This is a genomic window from Yersinia sp. KBS0713 (assembly GCF_005937895.2).
Lineage (GTDB): Bacteria > Pseudomonadota > Gammaproteobacteria > Enterobacterales > Enterobacteriaceae > Yersinia > Yersinia bercovieri.
Map to the genome: position 1 here is coordinate 492,377 of NZ_CP042173.1, position 18,316 is coordinate 510,692.

Sequence of the window (18,316 nt, forward strand, 5' to 3'; positions counted from 1 at the left end):
ATCCATTTGCAGAACTTCATCCATTTACAGAACTTCATCCGCTTGCAGCACCACCTGATGATCAAACTCTTTCTCGCAATATTTGCACTTCAGGTGGATCTCGCCCAATTTGGCTTTCACTTTGAAGCTGGAGTCGACCGGCTCATTATGGCTGATGCAGTTGCTGTTCGGGCAGGTGAGGACGCCGTCGATCTGCTCTGGCAGGCTGAGGGTGAGCTTCTTCACCACTTCGTAGTTATCGATGCGATTGACGGTCGCGTCTGGGGCATACATCGCCAATTGGTTGGCTTGTTGCTCAGTCAGGAAAGTATTTTCTATTTTAATCAGATCCTTACGGCCTGAGCGCTTAGAGGGCAAATTCAAGCCGATGGTAATACGCTGATCTGTCGCGGTCAGTTTGAATAGTGATAGCAATTTGAATCCGATCTGCGCCGGAATATGGTCAATCACGGTGCCACATTTGATAGCTTCAACCTGTAGTTTGTAATCCTGAGTCATGTGCAATTCTCCCTCAAAGAGCCAATTCAGCGTTTAAGACCAGTGCCAGTAGCGCCTGGCGGGCAAAAATCCCATTACCTGCCTGTTGGAAATAGTAGGCGTAAGGCGTTTTATCGACATCGGTGGTTATCTCATCGATGCGTGGCAGTGGGTGCAGCACTTTGAGATTATCCCGCGCCCCATTCAAATCCGCAGCACGCAGGACAAATTGTGCTTTGACATTGGCGTATTCTGACGGGTCAAGGCGCTCTTTTTGTACGCGAGTCATGTAGAGAATATCCAGATCCGCGACCACCTCTTCAATGCTTTGGTGCAGGCTGTATTCGATCCCTTTTTCATCCAACATTTGCAGAATATAGGCGGGCATTGCCAGCGCATCCGGGGCGATAAAGAAGAAGCGATTGCCGTCGAATTTTGCCAGCGCCTGGGTCAGTGAATGCACAGTGCGGCCATATTTCAGGTCACCGACCATAGCAATATTGATGTTATCCAGCCGCCCTTGGGTCTCCTGAATGGTGAAGAGGTCGAGCAGGGTTTGCGTCGGATGCTGGTTTGCACCATCACCAGCATTGACCACTGGTATATTGCCGGAGAATTGTGCCGCCAGTCGGGCCGCGCCCTCTTGTGGGTGGCGCATGACGATGGCATCCACATAGGTGCTGATCACCGACACGGTATCGGCCAGTGTCTCGCCTTTCTTGCCTAGCGACGTATTACTGCTGTCAGAGAAACCGACCACGGATGCGCCCAGGCGATGAATCGAGGTTTCAAACGACAGACGGGTGCGGGTTGAGGCTTCGAAAAAGCAACTGGCGATCACTTTATGTTTTAACAGCTCAGGTTGCGGGTGGTTCTTCAGGCTGGCCGCGGTGCGTAGCACCAGTTCCAGGTCATCGCGACATAAGTCGTTAATTGAGATGATATGTTTGTGATACAACGGGTTGGCCATTTTTCGCTCTCCTCTGTGACTGCCCGTGGTCGCGGGCTTTTAATCGGTTGTAATGCAGTTAAGGTGAAATTCAGCCCGATCGACAGACAAAAAAAAGCCCCTCAACGAGGGGCCTTACAGGATCGGTTTAGCAACGGGAGAAACCACGGCAGTTTGCTGCCTGCTGGCTGGCCATTTTGTCGACCCTCAATTGGGTCATTTTCAACAAAACGACGATGTTGAGCGAAATCTAAGCAGATTTTCATCATATCTCCCGGCAAATTGTGGCGAATTATACTCGCGTGCCATTTCTCTGCAAGGGGCAAAAGCCGCATTTTTTATGATTAGCAAACGATTACTTGTTGGGTTTGGCTTCAAATGGGAAACAGTTGCAAAATGGCGGGGATCGTCACTAATGCAATGAGCAGTGAGACAACAATCGCCAGCGCCGATGACATCAGTAGCTATATGGATATCAATAAGATGCTATGGGGCATATTTGATATTAGAGAATTATCACCCGCAATTTATCATTCTGAATGAAGTTTTTATTCTAGGTTGATTGTAAACTGATGATTAATTACAGAAATTTATTTGTAGCTTAAATAATTTAGGTTGTATTTTTATAGATAATAGTCAGATGTGGCGCAATAAAATTATTGCTGATCTATTTTAGCCGCAAATTGATCATAAATAATCAATAAATGCGGCTATCGGAAATATTAAGCAGCAAGTGTGCCGCTAACTCTATTCCTCGTCGAACCCCGAATTAAACAACTCAATAACCGCACTCAGCGCCTGAATCTCATCAGGGCCGGTCGCTTCAACCTCAATCTGGCGGCCTTTAGCGGAGTCTAGCATCAGCAGTGCAATCACACTGCTGGCTTCGGCTTCGGTCCCGCTGTCATTACGTAACATCACTTCTGCATCAAAACTCTGAACCAGCTCGAACAATTTCATTGCGGGTCTGGCGTGCATCCCCAACTTGTTCTTGATCTCAACGGTCTGTTTGACGGTCATTGTTTACGTTTTTCCAGAGTACGGTGGCGTGATTGGACATTTTTGCCACGAGCGCGGAAATAATCTGCCAATTGTTCAGCTACATAGACCGAGCGGTGCTTACCGCCGGTACAACCAATGGCAACCGTCAGATAACTGCGATTATTGGTTTCCAGCATGGGCAGCCACTGTTCCAGATAGCTGCGTGTCTGGTAAACAAAATTGTGCACTTCAGTATGGCGATCAAGGAAGGAGATGACCGGCTTGTCCAGACCCGTCATCGGGCGTAGTTTCGGGTCCCAGTGTGGGTTCGGCAGGAAACGTACGTCGAAAACATAATCGGCATCAATGGGAATTCCGTGCTTGAAGCCAAATGACTCAAACACCATCGTTAGTTCGCGCTCACGTTTACCCAACAGGCGGGTACGCAGCATCTCAGCTAACTCGTGCACTGACATTTCTGAGGTATCAATAACCAGATCAGCCCGTGAGCGCAGAGGCTCCAGCAGGATACTCTCTTCATCAATAGCACTTTCTAATGACAGATTTTTCGCCGAAAGCGGGTGCAGGCGACGGGTATCACTGTAGCGACGAATCAAGGTATTGCGGTCAGCATCCAAAAACAGCAGCTGCGGTGAGAAACTGTCTGGCAATTGGGTCATGGCATGTTCAAATACCTCGGGAGATTCCGGCATATTGCGCACGTCTATGCTCACTGCCGCTGAGATATTCCTACCGGCAAGTGTGTTTGCCAATTGCGGCAGCAGAACCACGGGCAAGTTATCGACACAGTAAAAGCCCATATCTTCCAATGCGCGTAAAGCAACAGACTTCCCTGAACCGGAACGGCCGCTGACAATCATCAGCACCATGTGAGTGACTCCCCTTGGTATCTCTTTGGCGCTCATCGCCACTATTACGAATCGACATTCCGGCTATAACAGGCGGGTTTGCGAATAGACCCGCGCTGCTAGGCACCCTTTACCCGTTTACGCCGTTTCTGGCGGTAACTCTGTAATGATCTGATAAAGCTCATCATCACTGTGTGCTGCACGTAGACGGCGACACACTGTTTTATCAGCTAATCGCTTGGCCACTAAAGACAAAGTGTGTAAGTGAGTTTTACATTGATCTGCCGGAACCAACAAGGCAAATAATAGATCAACAGGTTGATTATCAATAGCATCGAAGGCAATGGGTTGTTCCAGGCGGATAAACACACCCACGGCGCGCAGCGTATCTTCCTCCAGTTTGCCATGAGGTATCGCGATGCCACTACCAATGCCGGTACTGCCCATGCGCTCACGGGTCAATACAGCATCGAAAACGACCTGTGAAGGCAGGTTTAGCTGTTTGGCAGCCAACTCGCTGATAATTTCCAAAGCCCGTTTTTTACTTGAGCAATGTACGGCGCTTTTGGTGCACTCGATATTTAATACCGAGCTTAATTGCAATGCTGGATCGTTGATCATCTCATCTTTCACTTAAGCGCTATTTTAAGCCCAAACCAGCGGTGATCTGTTCTTCACCGCTGGCTCGGGTTATGTCGCGCGTATAGAACCTTCGTTAGGTATAATAGCTACAAGGATTCTTAATGTTGTTTCAATTTATCTTTATGCTTGTTCAACTGGCGGGCCAGTTTATCAACCAAAATATCAATTGCGGCGTACATATCTTCCTGCTCTGAACTCGCGTGCAACTCGCCTCCATTCACATGTACCGTGGCTTCTGCAATTTGTTTTACTTTTTCGACACTTAAAACCACGTACACTTGGTTAATGCGATCAAAATATTGCTCAAGTTTGGCAAATTTAGTGTTAACAAACTCACGTAATGCTTCGGTTATTTCAACATGATGTCCGGTAATATTGAGCTGCATAGTCTCTTCCTTCTCAGTTCAGGTCAAACCAACTGTTTACGTTGATTCGACGGCGGGATGGATAACGACTCTCGGTACTTCGCGACGGTTCGCCGTGCCACCATGATGCCTTGTTCACATAATAGTGTGGTCAGCTTACTGTCGCTAAGGGGTTTGGCAGGGTTTTCTGCCGCAACCAATTTTTTCACCAGTGCACGAATTGCGGTGGAAGAGGCTTCGCCTCCGCTCTCGGTGTTGACGTGACTGGAGAAGAAATATTTCAACTCGAAAATCCCCCGAGGGCTGTGCAGGAACTTCTGCGTGGTCACGCGGGAGATGGTCGATTCATGCATATCTACGGCTTGGGCAATGTCAGCCAGTACCATGGGTTTCATAAACTCAGGCCCATTTTCAAAAAATGCGATCTGCTGCTCTACAATACAACGCGCGACCTTCAGCAGCGTTTCATTGCGGCTTTCAAGGCTTTTTATCAACCATTTTGCCTCTTGCAGATTGCTGCGGATAAACTGCCCGTCGCTATCATTACGAGTATTATTACCCATGGCAGCATAGTGTTGATTAATTTTTAGGCGTGGAATGCTATCGGCATTTAGCTCGACCGTCCATTGATCTTTGTCTTTACGGACCAAAACATCGGGAATGACATACTCAGATTCGCCGGTATTGATCGACTGGCCCGGTCGTGGGTCCAGTGACTGAATCAGGGCGATCGCTTCCTTAAGTGTATCTTCTTTTAGCCGACTTAAACGGATCATTGTGCGGAAATCATGGTTGCCTAGCAAATCCAGATAGTCACTAACGACCAAGCGAGCTTCGGCAAGATAAGGGGTATCTTTGGCATATTGCGATAGCTGCACCAACAGACATTCACGCAGGTTACGCGCTGCCACGCCAATGGGATCAAAGTGCTGTATCCGCTTGAGTACGGCTTCGACTTCATCTAGCGCGATGTTCTCGTCACCCATGCTTTCCAGAATATCTTCCAGCGGGACGGTGAGATAGCCGGTTTCATCAACTGCGTCGACAATGGAGGTCGCGATGGCGGCATCGGTTTCAGAGAAGGGGGTTAAATCCACCTGCCACATGAGATAATCTTGCAGTGTTTGGGTGGTTTCACCCTGATAGACCGGTAGCTCATCATCACTGTAATCGTTGCCCATTCCTGATGGCGTACCTGCGGTGTAGATCTCATCCCAGGTGGCATCCAGCGGCAACTCTTCTGGCATATCTTTTTGTTCCAGCGCTTCGCGAGTATCAAGCGCTTCACTGTCTACTGTCTCTTTGGCGTCTATCTCTTCATGAAGATCCGTTTGCTCAAGCAGGGGGTTGCTCTCCAGCGCTAACTGAATCTCCTGCTGGAGTTCAAGTGTAGAGAGTTGCAACAGACGAATAGCCTGTTGAAGCTGCGGAGTCATTGCCAGTTGTTGGCTGAACTTGAGTTGCAAACCTTGCTTCATAATGCGGTATCAATTTTCCTTAATGGCTGAAAAACGGCCTTACGATCTGTATTGGAAGAAGATTAGAGACGGAACTCTTCACCCAGATAGACACGTTTAACTTGTTCGTCAGCCAAAATTTCCTGTGGTGTGCCGTGAGCGATTAAGTGCCCTTGGCTTACAATATAAGCCCGCTCACAAACGTCTAACGTTTCACGCACGTTATGGTCGGTAATCAGTACACCAAGACCACTGTCGCGCAGATGCTCAATAATTTTTTTGATATCAATAACAGAAATTGGGTCAACCCCGGCAAATGGCTCATCCAGCAGAATAAACTTAGGATTTGCCGCCAATGCGCGGGCAATTTCAACACGGCGGCGTTCACCACCAGAGAGTGACTGCCCCAGACTGTCACGTAGATGGGTGATATGAAACTCTTCCATCAACTCATCAGCCCGTTCCTGGCGCTGCTCAGCCGTGAGGTCTTTACGAATTTCCAGCACCGCCATCAGATTATTAAATACACTCAGGCGGCGGAAGATGGAAGCTTCTTGCGGTAAATAACCAATGCCGCGACGAGCGCGTTCATGGAGAGGCAAGAGGCTGATATCTTCGTCATCAATCACAATGCGCCCGGCGTCACGCTGGACAATGCCGACGACCATATAAAAGGTGGTGGTCTTACCTGCGCCGTTTGGCCCAAGCAGGCCGACAATTTCACCGGACTTTACACTCAGGCTCACGTCTTCGACCACTTTACGGCCTTTGTACGCCTTAGCCAGCTTTTCTGCGATTAATGTTGCCATAAATGATTACTTACTCTTCTTTTGGCCTGAAGCTGCTGGCCCTTTGTCTTGTAATTGGGACGGTAATAGTACGGTTGTGACGCGATTGCCTTTGTCACTGAAGGCTTCCATATGCTGTTTTTTCACCAGATAAGTGATGCGATCACCTTTGATATTACTATCAAGTTGCTCCAGATAAGCATTGCCAGTCAACACCACAAAGTCATTCGCGACTTCGTAACGCAATTTTTGACCATGGCCTTTGACCGGCTTACCGCTGTCTTGCATCTGGTAGAAGGTGACCGGGTTACCAAAACCTTCAATGACCATTTTGCTCTGATCACCACCAGGGCGGGTGACAACCACTTTATCCGCTTTAATCTCGATAGTGCCTTGCTTGATAATCACGTTGTCAGTAAAGGTGACTGTATTCGCCTGCATATCCAGCGCTTGCTTGCCGGAGACCACATTAACGGGCTGATCAGTATCGCCGGTTAAAGCCAGTGCTGGCAGGCTTGCAGCCAAAAGTGAACTGGCAAGTAAAAGATGGCGAATTTTATTTTTGGATTTCATAAGAGGTTTTAACCTTTTCAATCAGCTCAGCGGTTTTGTCCCGCAAGTTCCCGCGCATTTTCATGCCGTTAGACGTGAATCCAACACCAAAGAGGGTAACTTCATCGTCTGAGGATACATCCTGAGTGATCAAATTAACCTGGGCGTTATCAGTTTTAATTTTCTTTAATTGTGCATCTGGAGTCAGGCTATCGACCTCAACATGACCATACAAATAGAGCATTTTATCATCGGTCAGCTTGGCGCGATCTGCCCGAACTGTCCAGGTTGCAACCGCATTATCACCAAACATCGTCATAACCGGCTTGGTAAACCAAGTCAGTTGCTGGCTACTGAAGTTCTGAACGTCTTCCGCGATCAATTTATAACTCAATTGCCCGACCGGATTAAACACCACGGTGGTGGTATGTTGGCTTTGCGAAGATGGCTCATTATTATCAGCCACTGTTTGCGTGTCCTGCTGGTTAAAGCCGGACATATTCCAGCCAATCAATGCCAAAGCAATCAATGCCAGGGATAGGGTTATCCATAGTCTTGTTTTACTCATATCGACAATCCTTTGGCGCCGTCGAGTTTATCCTGGGCCAATAATATCAAATCACATATCTCGCGTACTGCACCGCGTCCGCCACTGATTTGCGTCACATAATGCGCTTTGGGGAGCAGCAACGGATGGGCATCCGCCACCGCGACAGATAACCCCACTTGCGCCATCACTGGCCAATCAATCAGGTCGTCGCCAATGTAAGCCACCTGCTCAGGCTGGCAGTTTACTGCTTGCAACAACTCCTTATAGGCGACCAGCTTATCAGATTGCCCTTGATAAAGGTGGGTAATGCCTAAGGTGTTGGCGCGGTCTTCCAGTAATTTGGCGCGGCGGCCGGTGATAATCGCCACTTCAATACCTGAGGTTATCAGGCAGCGGATACCATAGCCATCACGCACATTGAACGCTTTCAGCTCTTCGCCCTGATTCCCCATATAAATCAGGCCATCGGACATCACGCCATCTACATCACAGATTAGCAGGCGAATGTTTGCCGCGCGCTGCATGACACTGTCAGCGACTGGGCCGTAGCATGTGTCCAAATAGACGGTGCTGCTCATAATTTATCCTTTGTTAAACGACACCGGCTCTTAGCATGTCGTGCATATGCACCACGCCGAGCAGTTGCTCACCGTCAGCCACCAACACCGCCGTAATATGACGTGACTCCATCAGGTTGAGCGCATCGACCGCCAACATGGTCGGACGAACTCGAATACCGCCGCTAGTCATCACGTCGGCGATTTTCGCACTATTCAAATCAACGCCCATATCGAATACCCGGCGCAAATCACCGTCGGTAAAGATACCCTTAATCATCATCAGATCGTCACAGATTACGGTTAAACCCAGATTTTTCCGAGTAATTTCCAGTAGTGCATCACGCAATGAAGCATCAGGGCTGACGTGTGGGATCTCCGCGCCAGTGTGCATGATATCGCTGATTCGCAACAGCAACTTGCGCCCAAGTGCTCCGCCCGGATGGGAGAGGGCAAAATCTTCCTGGGTGAACCCGCGCGCCTGTAGCAATGCCACGGCGAGGGCATCACCCATAACCAAAGTGGCGGTGGTACTGGTGGTAGGGGCCAGACCTAGCGGGCAAGCTTCTTGCGGAACTTTAATGCACAAGTGAATATCGGCGGCTTTACCCATGGTGCTTTCAGGGTTGTTGCTCATGCAGATCAGCTTGATTTTCTGGCGCTTGAGCACCGGGATCAGCGCAAGAATTTCGTTGGACTCACCTGAATTGGAGATAGCCAAGACGATATCTTGCGGCGTGACCATGCCAAGGTCGCCATGACTGGCTTCCGCAGGGTGGACAAAAAATGCAGGTGTACCGGTGCTGGCAAAGGTCGCTGCAATTTTGCAGCCAATATGGCCGGATTTACCCATCCCCATCACCACCACTTTGCCATGGCAATTAAATATCGCTTCGCAGGCGCTGGAAAAATCGTCATTAATGTATTGATCGAGCTGTGCCAGTCCTTCGCGCTCAATGTGCAATACCTGTTTACCCGCCTGCTGAAAATCCATTCTTGGTTGCGAATCAAAAGAAGACATATTTGGTTCCCGTACACAGCACTTTTTTATAGGCCACAATTTCTTATCACGCGGCTTTATGCAGCACTGCTTTGTGTGGCACTGTTTTAGGTAGCATTACTTATGCTACATCACCCTAAAAGGGGCGAAAAACAGCACCGCAAGATAAGCGATGAACCCACATAATAACAGAGCACCCGCCATATGGCCGATTCGATGTTTACGGCCCAGACAAAGAATCGTGAATATCACGCTAACACCGAGCATCACCCAATAATCCCGCTGAAAAGCTTCTGGGTTAATATCACCCGGGGAGAGCAGCGCAGGTACACCTAACACAATCACAATATTAAAAATATTTGATCCGATGATATTACCGACCGCCATATCATCTTCGCCTTTCAACGCGCCAGCAATGAATGTCGCCAGTTCAGGCAAACTGGTGCCGATAGCAATCACGGTCAAGCCAATGACCAGCTCACTGACGCCAGCGACGCGGGCAATAACCGTCGCATTATCGATAATCATTTTGGCCGACAGCGGCAAAATAATGAAGGCCAGCACTAACCACAATAGGGCCACGGTGGTGCTACTGTCCTGCGGTAATTCAGCCAGCTGTTCGCGGGTCAGGATATCATTTCCCTCCGCATGGGCCAGTCGCGCAATTTTAAGCATCAGGACAATAAATGCCGCCGCCGCCAGCAGCAAAATAATCCCATCCCCACGGCTGAGATGATTATTGGCCAATAGGAAGCCACACAGCACCGTGACCAGCAACATTAAGGGTAATTCACGGCGCAAAATCTCTGAGCGCACGGTCAACGGGCGTATTAAGGCGGCGCCACCCACAATCAGCAACAGGTTGGTAATATTGGAACCAAGCACATTGCCGACCGCCATATCGGTCTGGTTATTGAGGGCCGCAGTCACCGAAACAATCAACTCTGGCAGCGATGTGCCGATCCCCACAATGGTCATCCCAATAATGAGCGGCGGAATACCGAAAGAGCGGGATAACACCGCTGCGCCGTAGACTAATCGATCAGCGCCATACACTAATAAAACCAAGCCAATGATTAATAGTGTTATCGCAAGAAACATGCAGAGTCCTTTATTAGGTATAATCCCGATCCATTGGCTGCTGGTAACAGATAGCCCGTTGGCAAAAAATGGCTGACAATAGGTGTTCACACTTATTTTTGCTTAGGCTCTAATTTTGACTGCGAGAGTCAGAAAAGTAAAACTTATGGCAACTTTGGCTACGAAAAAACAGTAATAAATTGCCAAACTACTTCCCAATTGCGCTCGTTGCGGCCATTTGATGTAGCATTGGCGGCTGGATGAGTAATAAAAGGCTCAAAGGACGAATGATAATGAATCAAATGGCGTCGAATTTGATAGAGATCCAGGGGATGAGTTTCACCCGTGGTGAGCGTCCGATATTCACCGATATCAATATGACGGTCCCGCGCGGCAAAGTGACTGCGATTATGGGGCCTTCAGGTATAGGTAAAACCACGCTGCTGCGTCTGATTGGTGGGCAACTTGCTCCAGATGCCGGCGAAATCTGGTTTGATGGTGATAATATTCCGACGCTTTCACGTCAGCGTTTGTATGATGTGCGCAAGAAAATGAGCATGTTATTTCAATCCGGGGCGCTATTTACTGATTTAACCGTCTTCGAAAATGTGGCTTTTCCACTGCGTGAACATAGCCGTTTGCCAGAGGAGCTGCTGCACAGCACGGTGATGATGAAGCTGGAGGCGGTGGGGTTGCGTGGCGCGGCTAATCTGATGCCTGCGGAGCTTTCTGGCGGTATGGCGCGTCGTGCGGCATTGGCGCGGGCGATTGCTCTTGATCCTGAATTGATTATGTTTGATGAGCCGTTTGTCGGCCAGGATCCCATTACCATGGGTGTGCTGGTGAAGTTGATTGATGAGCTGAATCATGCGCTGGGGGTCACCTGTGTGGTGGTTTCCCATGATGTACCCGAAGTGCTCAGCATTGCCGATTATGCCTATATTGTTGCAGATCAGCATGTTATTGCTGAAGGAACACCTGAGCAGTTACAAGCCAACGACGATATGCGGGTACGCCAGTTCCTCGATGGTATTGCCGACGGGCCGGTGCCTTTCCGTTTCCCTGCCGGGGATTATAAAACCGAGCTATTAGGCTGATGGAGTATTCATGTTAGTACAGGCGTTAGCGTCTTTAGGTCGCCGGGGCATTAATGTCTGCGCCTCCTTTGGTCGCGCAGGTTTAATGCTGTTCAATGCCCTCGTTGGGCGGCCTGAACCGCGAAAGCAGTGGCCATTATTGGTCAAGCAGCTGTATAGCGTCGGGGTGCAATCCCTGCTGATTATTGTGGTTTCCGGTCTGTTTATCGGCATGGTTCTGGGGTTGCAAGGCTTTTTGATCCTGACCACCTATAGCGCGGAAGCTAGCCTCGGCATGATGGTATCACTGTCACTGCTACGTGAGCTGGGGCCAGTGGTGACGGCGCTGCTGTTCGCTGGTCGCGCGGGTTCTGCCTTGACCGCTGAGATAGGCTTGATGAAAGCGACGGAGCAGATCTCCAGCCTGGAAATGATGGCTATTGATCCGCTGCGGCGGGTAGTCGCGCCTCGGTTCTGGGCGGGTCTTATCAGCATGCCATTATTGACCGCGATTTTTGTTGCCGTGGGTATCTGGGGCGGCTCGGTGGTCGGTGTTGACTGGAAAGGGATCGACGGCGGTTTCTTCTGGTCGGCGATGCAGAATGCGGTTGAGTGGCGTACAGATTTACTAAATTGCCTGATTAAGAGTCTGGTATTTGCTATTACCGTGACCTGGATTGCGCTGTTCAATGGTTATGATGCGATCCCAACCTCTGAAGGGATTAGCCGGGCAACGACCCGTACCGTGGTGCATTCATCGCTGGCGGTATTGGGATTAGATTTTGTGCTGACAGCACTGATGTTTGGGAACTGAGTCGATGCAAACGAAGAGAAGTGAAGTCTGGGTAGGCGCGTTTATACTGATTGCTATACTGGCAGTCATATTCCTCTGCCTGCAAGTAGCAGACATTAAATCGGTGGGCAATCAGCCAACTTACCGGATTTACGCAAATTTTGACAATATTGGTGGTCTGAAAACCAATTCGCCGGTCAAGATTGGTGGCGTGGTGGTTGGGCGGGTAGCAGATATTACTCTGGATACCAAAAACTACAGCCCTCGTGTAGCGATGGATATTCAACAGCGCTATAACCATATCCCAGATACCAGTTCACTGGCAGTCCGCACCTCCGGCTTGTTAGGTGAGCAGTTCCTCGCGCTAAATGTCGGATTTGAAGATCCAGATATGGGTACTACTATTTTGAAAGATGGTGGCGTGATTCAAGACACCAAATCAGCGCTGGTTCTGGAGGATCTTATCGGTCAGTTCTTGTACAAAAGTGGCGGGGATGGTAATTCTGGTGCGCCAGCGAGTGAGCCAGCAGCACCAACAGTTGGCGAACTAACACCGGCAGCAAATGGTAGTTTGCCTGCAACTCAACATCCATAAAAGGGAATCTGAATGTTTAAACGCTTACTTATGGTCGCATTGCTGGTGGTTGCCCCACTGGCGAATGCTGTCGATCAAACCAACCCGTACCGTCTGATGGATGAAGCGGCGCAAAGAACATTCACGCGCCTGAAAACTGAACAGCCTAAGATCAAACAAAACCCAGACTATTTACGCACCATCGTCCGTGAAGAGCTGTTGCCATTTGTCCAGATCAAGTATGCCGGCGCACTGGTGCTTGGTAGCTATTATAAAGCGGCAACACCAGCGCAACGTGAGGCTTATTTCAATGCCTTCGGCCAATATCTGGAACAGGCATATGGTCAGGCATTGGCGCTGTACCACGGCCAAACTTACGACGTTGCCCCAGACCAACCACTGGGTGATGCCAATATTGTGGCTATTCGTGTGACTATCCTTGACCCCAATGGTCGCCCACCGGTGCGCTTAGATTTCCAATGGCGTAAAAATAGCCAAACGGGTAACTGGCAGGCGTATGACATGATAGCCGAAGGGGTTAGCATGATCAGCACCAAGCAAAATGAGTGGGCATCTATCCTGCGCCAGAAGGGGGTTGATGGCTTGACTCAACAACTGCTGATTGCAGCGAAACAGCCGATTACCTTAGACAAGAAATAATGATGGCAAATGAACTGAACTGGCACTCCCAGCAGGAGACGCTGGTACTACAAGGTGAGTTGGATCGTGAAACGCTGTTGCCTCTTTGGCAGCAGCGCGCGGCACTGCTGGCCGATAAAACCCATATTGATGTCAGCCAATTACAGCGTGTCGACTCATCCGGTTTGGCGCTACTGGTGCACTTTCGTGAACTGCGAAGCAAACAAGGGGTCTCACTCACCATAACCGGTGTCAGTGATCGGTTATCGACTCTGATTGAGCTTTACAACCTTCGGGATATCATTCCGGTAGAAACAGTCAGTACGTAGTCAGTGGAATTAAGTCGGCGAGCTTTTGTGTCGCCTATTTCCAAAACAAAAAACTAAAGTTTTTAGGCCCCTGAACATAATAATGAGACAGGGGCTTTTCTTTAGTTTCGGAGCACGCCGTATTCCACTAATATGTTTGGCTGGCTATGCTCCTCATAACACTATCGATCCTCATAAAATAGAAAGAATCTTATGGATACTAACGAAATTAAAGACGTGCTGATGCGAGCATTGGCACTACAAGAAGCGCATGTTACCGGTGATGGCAGCCACTTTCAGGTGATTGTGGTCGGTGAGTTGTTTGCTGACATGAGCCGGGTGAAAAAACAGCAGGCTGTGTATGCGCCTTTGATGGAATATATCGCTGATAACCGTATTCATGCTTTATCGATTAAGGCTTATACGCCGCAAGAGTGGCAACGGGATCGCAAGCTAAACGGCTTTTAATACTGCTGGCTGGTGGGCTGTTTAACGTTATCGTAAACAGCTAAGGCGGGCAGTGAATTCGAATTTGACAACAGAGAGTGGTCACAATGGATAAATTTCGTGTGCAGGGGCGGACTCGCCTAAGCGGTGAAGTCACTATTTCCGGCGCGAAAAACGCCGCATTGCCAATATTGTTTGCTGCGTTGTTAGCTGAAGAGCCGGTAGAGCTGCAAAATGTCCCAAAGCTAAAAGACATTGATACCACTATTAAGCTGCTTGGCCAATTAGGCACCAAAATTGAACGCGATAGCTCGGGTTCTGTTTTTGTTGATGCGCGTGATGTGAATGAGTTTTGTGCGCCTTATGATTTAGTCAAAACCATGCGTGCCTCTATTTGGGCGCTGGGGCCACTGGTTGCTCGTTTTGGTAAAGGGCAAGTCTCTTTGCCCGGCGGTTGCGCTATTGGTGCGCGTCCGGTTGACTTGCACATCACGGGCTTAGAACAGCTGGGTGCTGAAATTAAGCTGGAAGAGGGCTACGTGAAAGCCTCGGTCAATGGCCGCCTAAAAGGCGCGCATATCGTGATGGACAAAGTTAGCGTTGGCGCAACAGTGACCATTATGAGTGCTGCGACTTTGGCTGAAGGCAGCACGGTGATTGAAAATGCAGCCCGTGAGCCAGAAATTGTCGATACCGCGAACTTCCTGAATACGCTGGGCGCTAAAATCAGCGGCGCAGGGAGTGACCGCATTACCATCGAGGGCGTTGCGCGCTTGGGGGGCGGCGTCTATCGTGTGCTGCCTGACCGCATTGAAACCGGCACTTTCCTGGTTGCAGCGGCTATCTCTGGCGGTAAAGTTGTTTGTCGTCAGACCCGCCCTGATACGCTGGATGCGGTATTGGCTAAGCTACGAGAAGCAGGCGCTGATATTGAAGTTGGTGATGATTGGATCAGCCTCGACATGCATGGGCAGCGCCCTAAAGCGGTGACAATCCGCACCGCGCCACACCCAGGTTTCCCAACGGATATGCAGGCCCAGTTCAGCTTATTGAATTTGGTGGCGGAGGGGACGGGGGTTATCACCGAAACTATTTTCGAGAACCGTTTCATGCATGTGCCTGAGCTGATCCGCATGGGCGCACATGCGGAGATCGAGAGTAATACCGTGATTTGTTATGGTGTTGAGCAGCTATCCGGTGCTCAGGTGATGGCAACCGATCTACGTGCTTCTGCCAGTTTGGTATTGGCGGGCTGTATCGCTGACGGGGTCACAATCGTGGATCGTATCTATCATATTGATCGTGGTTACGAACGTATCGAAGATAAACTGCGTGCACTGGGTGCCAAAATTGAGCGGGTGAAGGGCGAATAAAAGTTCGCTAAATCAGACCAATAAAAATGCCAGCCGATAGTTACGAGCTGGTATTTTTTTGACTAAAAATTATGGCTGTAGCGACTCTTGCTGACTACTAAGCTCCGCATTTTGATCGAATTCCGTGATGGTTATCTGCATCGTCATTTGCTGGCCATTGCGCAAGAATAAGACTGGAATTGTGGTGCCGGGGCGGATCTCTGCAACCTGATCCATAGTTTCAATCACAGACGTTGCAGGCTTGTTATTCACGCTAAGAATGATATCACCCACTTGCAGGTCGGTTTTCGCGGCTGGGCCATCTGGCGATATTCGATTCACTTTAATGCCGTGTATCCGGTCTGATGAACCATTACCGCTGGCATTGAAGGGGGGATACTCCTCGCCAGTCACGCCGATATAGCCACGGATCACCCGCCCGTCACGAATCAGCTTTTCCATGACTTTGGTCGCTAGCGCGGTTGGAATAGCAAAACCAATACCTTCGGGTGTTTCACCGTTGCTGCTTTTATCGAAAGATAGGGTATTAATCCCCATTAATTCGCCCAAGGTATTCACTAGCGCACCACCGGAATTACCCTGATTGATTGAGGCATCTGTCTGGAGAAAGTTTTGCCGCCCGGAAGCACTCAAGCCAATACGCCCGGTCGCGCTGATGATCCCTTGAGTGACTGTCTGACCCAGATTATAGGGATTACCGATGGCCAGCACGACATCACCAACATGGGGTATACGATTAATATTGATGGGAATGACCGGCAGATTCACCGCATCAATTTTCAAAACGGCTAAGTCGGTCAGATTATCTGAACCCACCAGGAGTGCCTCTGATATACGACCATTCTGTAATGCCACAATGATCTGTTCAGCATTATTGATAACGTGCTTATTGGTCAGGATATAACCCTTATCACTCATGATAACACCAGAACCTAGTGTACGAATGGCCAGCCCATCTTGGGTCGGACTTAAGCTACGGTTATACACATTAACCACTGCTGGTGCTGCTCTGCGCACCGCTTGGTTATAACTGGCGGGCGTCTCTTCATCTAAGCTACTGCTGTTACCGGAAAAAAAGTGACCCGGATTACGCAGCATAGGCATTGCGACCAGTAAAAGACCGGCGACAATTAGCCCCAAAACAATTGAACGCAATAGCTTAAGAAACATGAGGTTTAAGGCGTGAATGAATGGATATCCGGAGAATAGCATGAGTTTGGCGGACACAGCATGGTGCTGTGTCCGATTTTTCTGCAAATTAGCGTATTAGCAGGTAAATATTCTCGTCACCACGGACAATATTCAGTGCGATTACAGCAGGTTTGGCTTCGATAGCTTTCCGTAATTGGGCGATATCCTGAACTCGCACACGGTTTACGGCAATAATCACATCATCTTTCTGCAAGCCAGACTGTGCGGCTGGTGAGCCTTTAGTGACACTCTCAACCTTAACCCCTTTGCTACCGCCTTTGATCTCGCCATTACTCAGGGATGCACCCTGCAATGAGGGAGATAAAGTATCTGCACTGGTTGAAGTTGGGCTGCTATTCTCTAGCGTGACTGTAACTTCAAGTGGTTTTCCATCGCGCAGCAAACCAACTTTAACGGCTTTACCCGGCCCAGTGGTGCCCACTTTGGCGCGCAACTCCGCAAAGCTGCTTATTGGCTTACCATCAACGGAAACCAACACATCACCGGCTTTGATGCCCGCTTTAGATGCGGCTGATTTTGGCAATACTTCACTGACGAATGCGCCACGCTGAGCATCGATATTAAAGGCTTTTGCCATGTCTGCGGTCATTTCGCTACCACGGATACCCAACAACCCGCGTTTCACTTCGCCAAACTCAATCAACTGCTGGCTGAGATTCTGCGCCATGTTGCTTGGGATTGCGAAGCCGATGCCGATGTTACCGCCGCCCGGAGCTAGGATCGCGGTGTTAATCCCAATCAATTCGCCATTGAGGTTAACCAGGGCGCCACCAGAGTTACCACGGTTGATGGAGGCGTCAGTCTGGATAAAGTTTTCCAACCCTTCAAGGTTCAAGCCACTACGGCCCAAGGCGGAAATGATCCCTGAAGTCGCGGTTTGCCCCAAACCAAATGGGTTACCGACTGCGACCGCGAAATCACCCACCCGCAGGTTATCGGAGTCAGCAATTTTAATGGATGTCAGATTCTTGGCATCAGTTAACTGCAATAGTGCGATATCAGTTTGCTCATCACGGCCCAGCAGTTTGGCATCATACTCACGGCCATCATTGAGCTGAACACGAATTTTATCCGCATTATTGATCACGTGATTATTGGTCAGCACATAACCTTTTTCAGCATTAATAATGACGCCAGACCCCAGCCCTTCGAAGGGACGATTGCTCTCTTTACCGGCGGGTGCATTGGGGCCAAAGAAGAATTTGAACTCTTCTGGCAAGCGCTGCTGCTGTGCTTGCGTCCCAGAAACATGAACGCTGACAACCGCGGGCAAAACCTTTTCCAGCATTGGTGCCAGGCTAGGAACTGCCTGCCCGGCCACGGCCGCTGGAAGTGCTGCGGCGTTCACCATAGGAACACTAGCGAGACCTAAGCCGACACTCATTGCCAGCGCACTAAGAAATAATGACTTTTTCTTCATTGATTTAAACTCTCTCAATACCTAACGGTGAATGAATAGGGTGGATGGCTGTTACAGGCCCGTTGTAAGTTCAGACTCTGAGTTAGCTAAAAAATTCACTTATTTCAAAAGGCTACTGTTACCTTAAAATACGTAGCCTGAGATACCGCTTGATATAAGGTTCGCTGTGGAGCAATTCAAGGAGGGGTGAGTATAGAAGTGTAAATG

Annotated in this window: 22 protein-coding genes; 7 read left to right on the plus strand and 15 right to left on the minus strand. The window is 49.3% G+C overall.

Annotated features, from left to right (window positions below):
• Nucleotides 1–24: 24 nt before the first annotated feature.
• From pyrI to FFE93_RS02375, 13 genes are all read right to left on the minus strand, one after another.
• Complete coding sequence (pyrI, locus tag FFE93_RS02315; protein ID WP_005276577.1) at nucleotides 25–498, minus strand: aspartate carbamoyltransferase regulatory subunit; 474 nt, start codon at nucleotides 496–498, stop codon at nucleotides 25–27.
• A 13-nt stretch (nucleotides 499–511) separates the two neighbouring features.
• Nucleotides 512–1,447, minus strand: a complete 936-nt coding sequence (pyrB, locus tag FFE93_RS02320) for an aspartate carbamoyltransferase (RefSeq protein ID WP_005276579.1) — start codon at nucleotides 1,445–1,447, stop codon at nucleotides 512–514.
• 726 nt (nucleotides 1,448–2,173) lie between these two features.
• The gene (gene npr, locus FFE93_RS02325) at nucleotides 2,174–2,446 is read right to left on the minus strand and encodes a PTS phosphocarrier protein NPr (RefSeq protein ID WP_032898342.1); all 273 of its coding nucleotides are present in this window, start codon (nucleotides 2,444–2,446) and stop codon (nucleotides 2,174–2,176) included.
• Complete coding sequence (gene rapZ, locus FFE93_RS02330) at nucleotides 2,443–3,297, minus strand: RNase adapter RapZ (RefSeq protein ID WP_032898343.1); 855 nt, start codon at nucleotides 3,295–3,297, stop codon at nucleotides 2,443–2,445. Before rapZ ends, npr begins: the two co-directional genes overlap by 4 nt.
• Nucleotides 3,298–3,414: 117 nt before the next feature.
• Nucleotides 3,415–3,897: a PTS IIA-like nitrogen regulatory protein PtsN gene (gene ptsN / locus FFE93_RS02335; RefSeq protein ID WP_032898357.1), complete on the minus strand. Its 483-nt coding sequence runs from the start codon at nucleotides 3,895–3,897 to the stop codon at nucleotides 3,415–3,417.
• 119 nt (nucleotides 3,898–4,016) lie between these two features.
• Complete coding sequence (gene hpf / locus FFE93_RS02340; RefSeq protein ID WP_004874071.1) at nucleotides 4,017–4,304, minus strand: ribosome hibernation promoting factor; 288 nt, start codon at nucleotides 4,302–4,304, stop codon at nucleotides 4,017–4,019.
• A gap of 23 nt (nucleotides 4,305–4,327) precedes the next feature.
• On the minus strand, nucleotides 4,328–5,761 hold the full coding sequence (rpoN, locus tag FFE93_RS02345) for an RNA polymerase factor sigma-54 (RefSeq protein ID WP_005276591.1): 1,434 nt from the start codon (nucleotides 5,759–5,761) through the stop codon (nucleotides 4,328–4,330).
• Between the two features lie 62 nt (nucleotides 5,762–5,823).
• Entirely contained in the window at nucleotides 5,824–6,549 is a 726-nt protein-coding gene (gene lptB / locus FFE93_RS02350) for an LPS export ABC transporter ATP-binding protein (protein WP_005276593.1), read from the minus strand.
• Between the two features lie 6 nt (nucleotides 6,550–6,555).
• Nucleotides 6,556–7,101, minus strand: coding sequence for a lipopolysaccharide ABC transporter substrate-binding protein LptA (gene lptA, locus FFE93_RS02355; protein WP_032898344.1), 546 nt, complete (start codon nucleotides 7,099–7,101; stop codon nucleotides 6,556–6,558).
• Nucleotides 7,085–7,648 carry an LPS export ABC transporter periplasmic protein LptC gene (gene lptC / locus FFE93_RS02360; RefSeq protein WP_032898345.1) on the minus strand — a complete coding sequence of 188 codons (564 nt, stop codon included), beginning with the start codon at nucleotides 7,646–7,648 and terminating at the stop codon, nucleotides 7,085–7,087. The genes lptA and lptC overlap by 17 nt, the downstream gene beginning before the upstream one ends.
• Nucleotides 7,645–8,208, minus strand: a complete 564-nt coding sequence (gene kdsC / locus FFE93_RS02365) for a 3-deoxy-manno-octulosonate-8-phosphatase KdsC (protein WP_049602872.1) — start codon at nucleotides 8,206–8,208, stop codon at nucleotides 7,645–7,647. Before kdsC ends, lptC begins: the two co-directional genes overlap by 4 nt.
• Before the next feature lie 13 nt (nucleotides 8,209–8,221).
• Nucleotides 8,222–9,208 (minus strand): arabinose-5-phosphate isomerase KdsD, encoded by a 987-nt coding sequence (kdsD, locus tag FFE93_RS02370; RefSeq protein WP_032898346.1) that lies wholly within the window; start codon nucleotides 9,206–9,208, stop codon nucleotides 8,222–8,224.
• Nucleotides 9,209–9,313: 105 nt separating this feature from the next.
• Nucleotides 9,314–10,288, minus strand: coding sequence for a calcium/sodium antiporter (locus tag FFE93_RS02375; RefSeq protein ID WP_049602873.1), 975 nt, complete (start codon nucleotides 10,286–10,288; stop codon nucleotides 9,314–9,316).
• Between the two features lie 272 nt (nucleotides 10,289–10,560).
• Between FFE93_RS02375 and mlaF the strand changes: the two genes are divergently transcribed.
• From mlaF to murA, 7 genes are all read left to right on the plus strand, one after another.
• Complete coding sequence (gene mlaF, locus FFE93_RS02380) at nucleotides 10,561–11,364, plus strand: phospholipid ABC transporter ATP-binding protein MlaF (RefSeq protein ID WP_054872719.1); 804 nt, start codon at nucleotides 10,561–10,563, stop codon at nucleotides 11,362–11,364.
• Between the two features lie 10 nt (nucleotides 11,365–11,374).
• The gene (mlaE, locus tag FFE93_RS02385) at nucleotides 11,375–12,157 is read left to right on the plus strand and encodes a lipid asymmetry maintenance ABC transporter permease subunit MlaE (RefSeq protein WP_004874080.1); all 783 of its coding nucleotides are present in this window, start codon (nucleotides 11,375–11,377) and stop codon (nucleotides 12,155–12,157) included.
• A 4-nt stretch (nucleotides 12,158–12,161) separates the two neighbouring features.
• Nucleotides 12,162–12,731 (plus strand): outer membrane lipid asymmetry maintenance protein MlaD, encoded by a 570-nt coding sequence (mlaD, locus tag FFE93_RS02390; RefSeq protein ID WP_049602874.1) that lies wholly within the window; start codon nucleotides 12,162–12,164, stop codon nucleotides 12,729–12,731.
• A 12-nt stretch (nucleotides 12,732–12,743) separates the two neighbouring features.
• A complete protein-coding gene (mlaC, locus tag FFE93_RS02395) occupies nucleotides 12,744–13,370 on the plus strand; it encodes a phospholipid-binding protein MlaC (protein ID WP_032898351.1) in 627 nt (208 codons plus the stop codon).
• A gap of 2 nt (nucleotides 13,371–13,372) precedes the next feature.
• Complete coding sequence (gene mlaB / locus FFE93_RS02400) at nucleotides 13,373–13,678, plus strand: lipid asymmetry maintenance protein MlaB (RefSeq protein WP_032898352.1); 306 nt, start codon at nucleotides 13,373–13,375, stop codon at nucleotides 13,676–13,678.
• A 192-nt stretch (nucleotides 13,679–13,870) separates the two neighbouring features.
• Nucleotides 13,871–14,125: a BolA family iron metabolism protein IbaG gene (ibaG, locus tag FFE93_RS02405; protein ID WP_005276613.1), complete on the plus strand. Its 255-nt coding sequence runs from the start codon at nucleotides 13,871–13,873 to the stop codon at nucleotides 14,123–14,125.
• A gap of 86 nt (nucleotides 14,126–14,211) precedes the next feature.
• A complete protein-coding gene (gene murA / locus FFE93_RS02410; RefSeq protein WP_005276615.1) occupies nucleotides 14,212–15,477 on the plus strand; it encodes a UDP-N-acetylglucosamine 1-carboxyvinyltransferase in 1,266 nt (421 codons plus the stop codon).
• Between the two features lie 69 nt (nucleotides 15,478–15,546).
• Here murA and degS read toward each other — a convergent pair whose 3' ends face one another.
• Nucleotides 15,547–16,647, minus strand: coding sequence for an outer membrane-stress sensor serine endopeptidase DegS (gene degS / locus FFE93_RS02415; protein WP_005276617.1), 1,101 nt, complete (start codon nucleotides 16,645–16,647; stop codon nucleotides 15,547–15,549).
• 88 nt (nucleotides 16,648–16,735) lie between these two features.
• Nucleotides 16,736–18,109 (minus strand): serine endoprotease DegQ, encoded by a 1,374-nt coding sequence (gene degQ, locus FFE93_RS02420; RefSeq protein WP_005276618.1) that lies wholly within the window; start codon nucleotides 18,107–18,109, stop codon nucleotides 16,736–16,738.
• Nucleotides 18,110–18,316 lie beyond the last annotated feature (207 nt).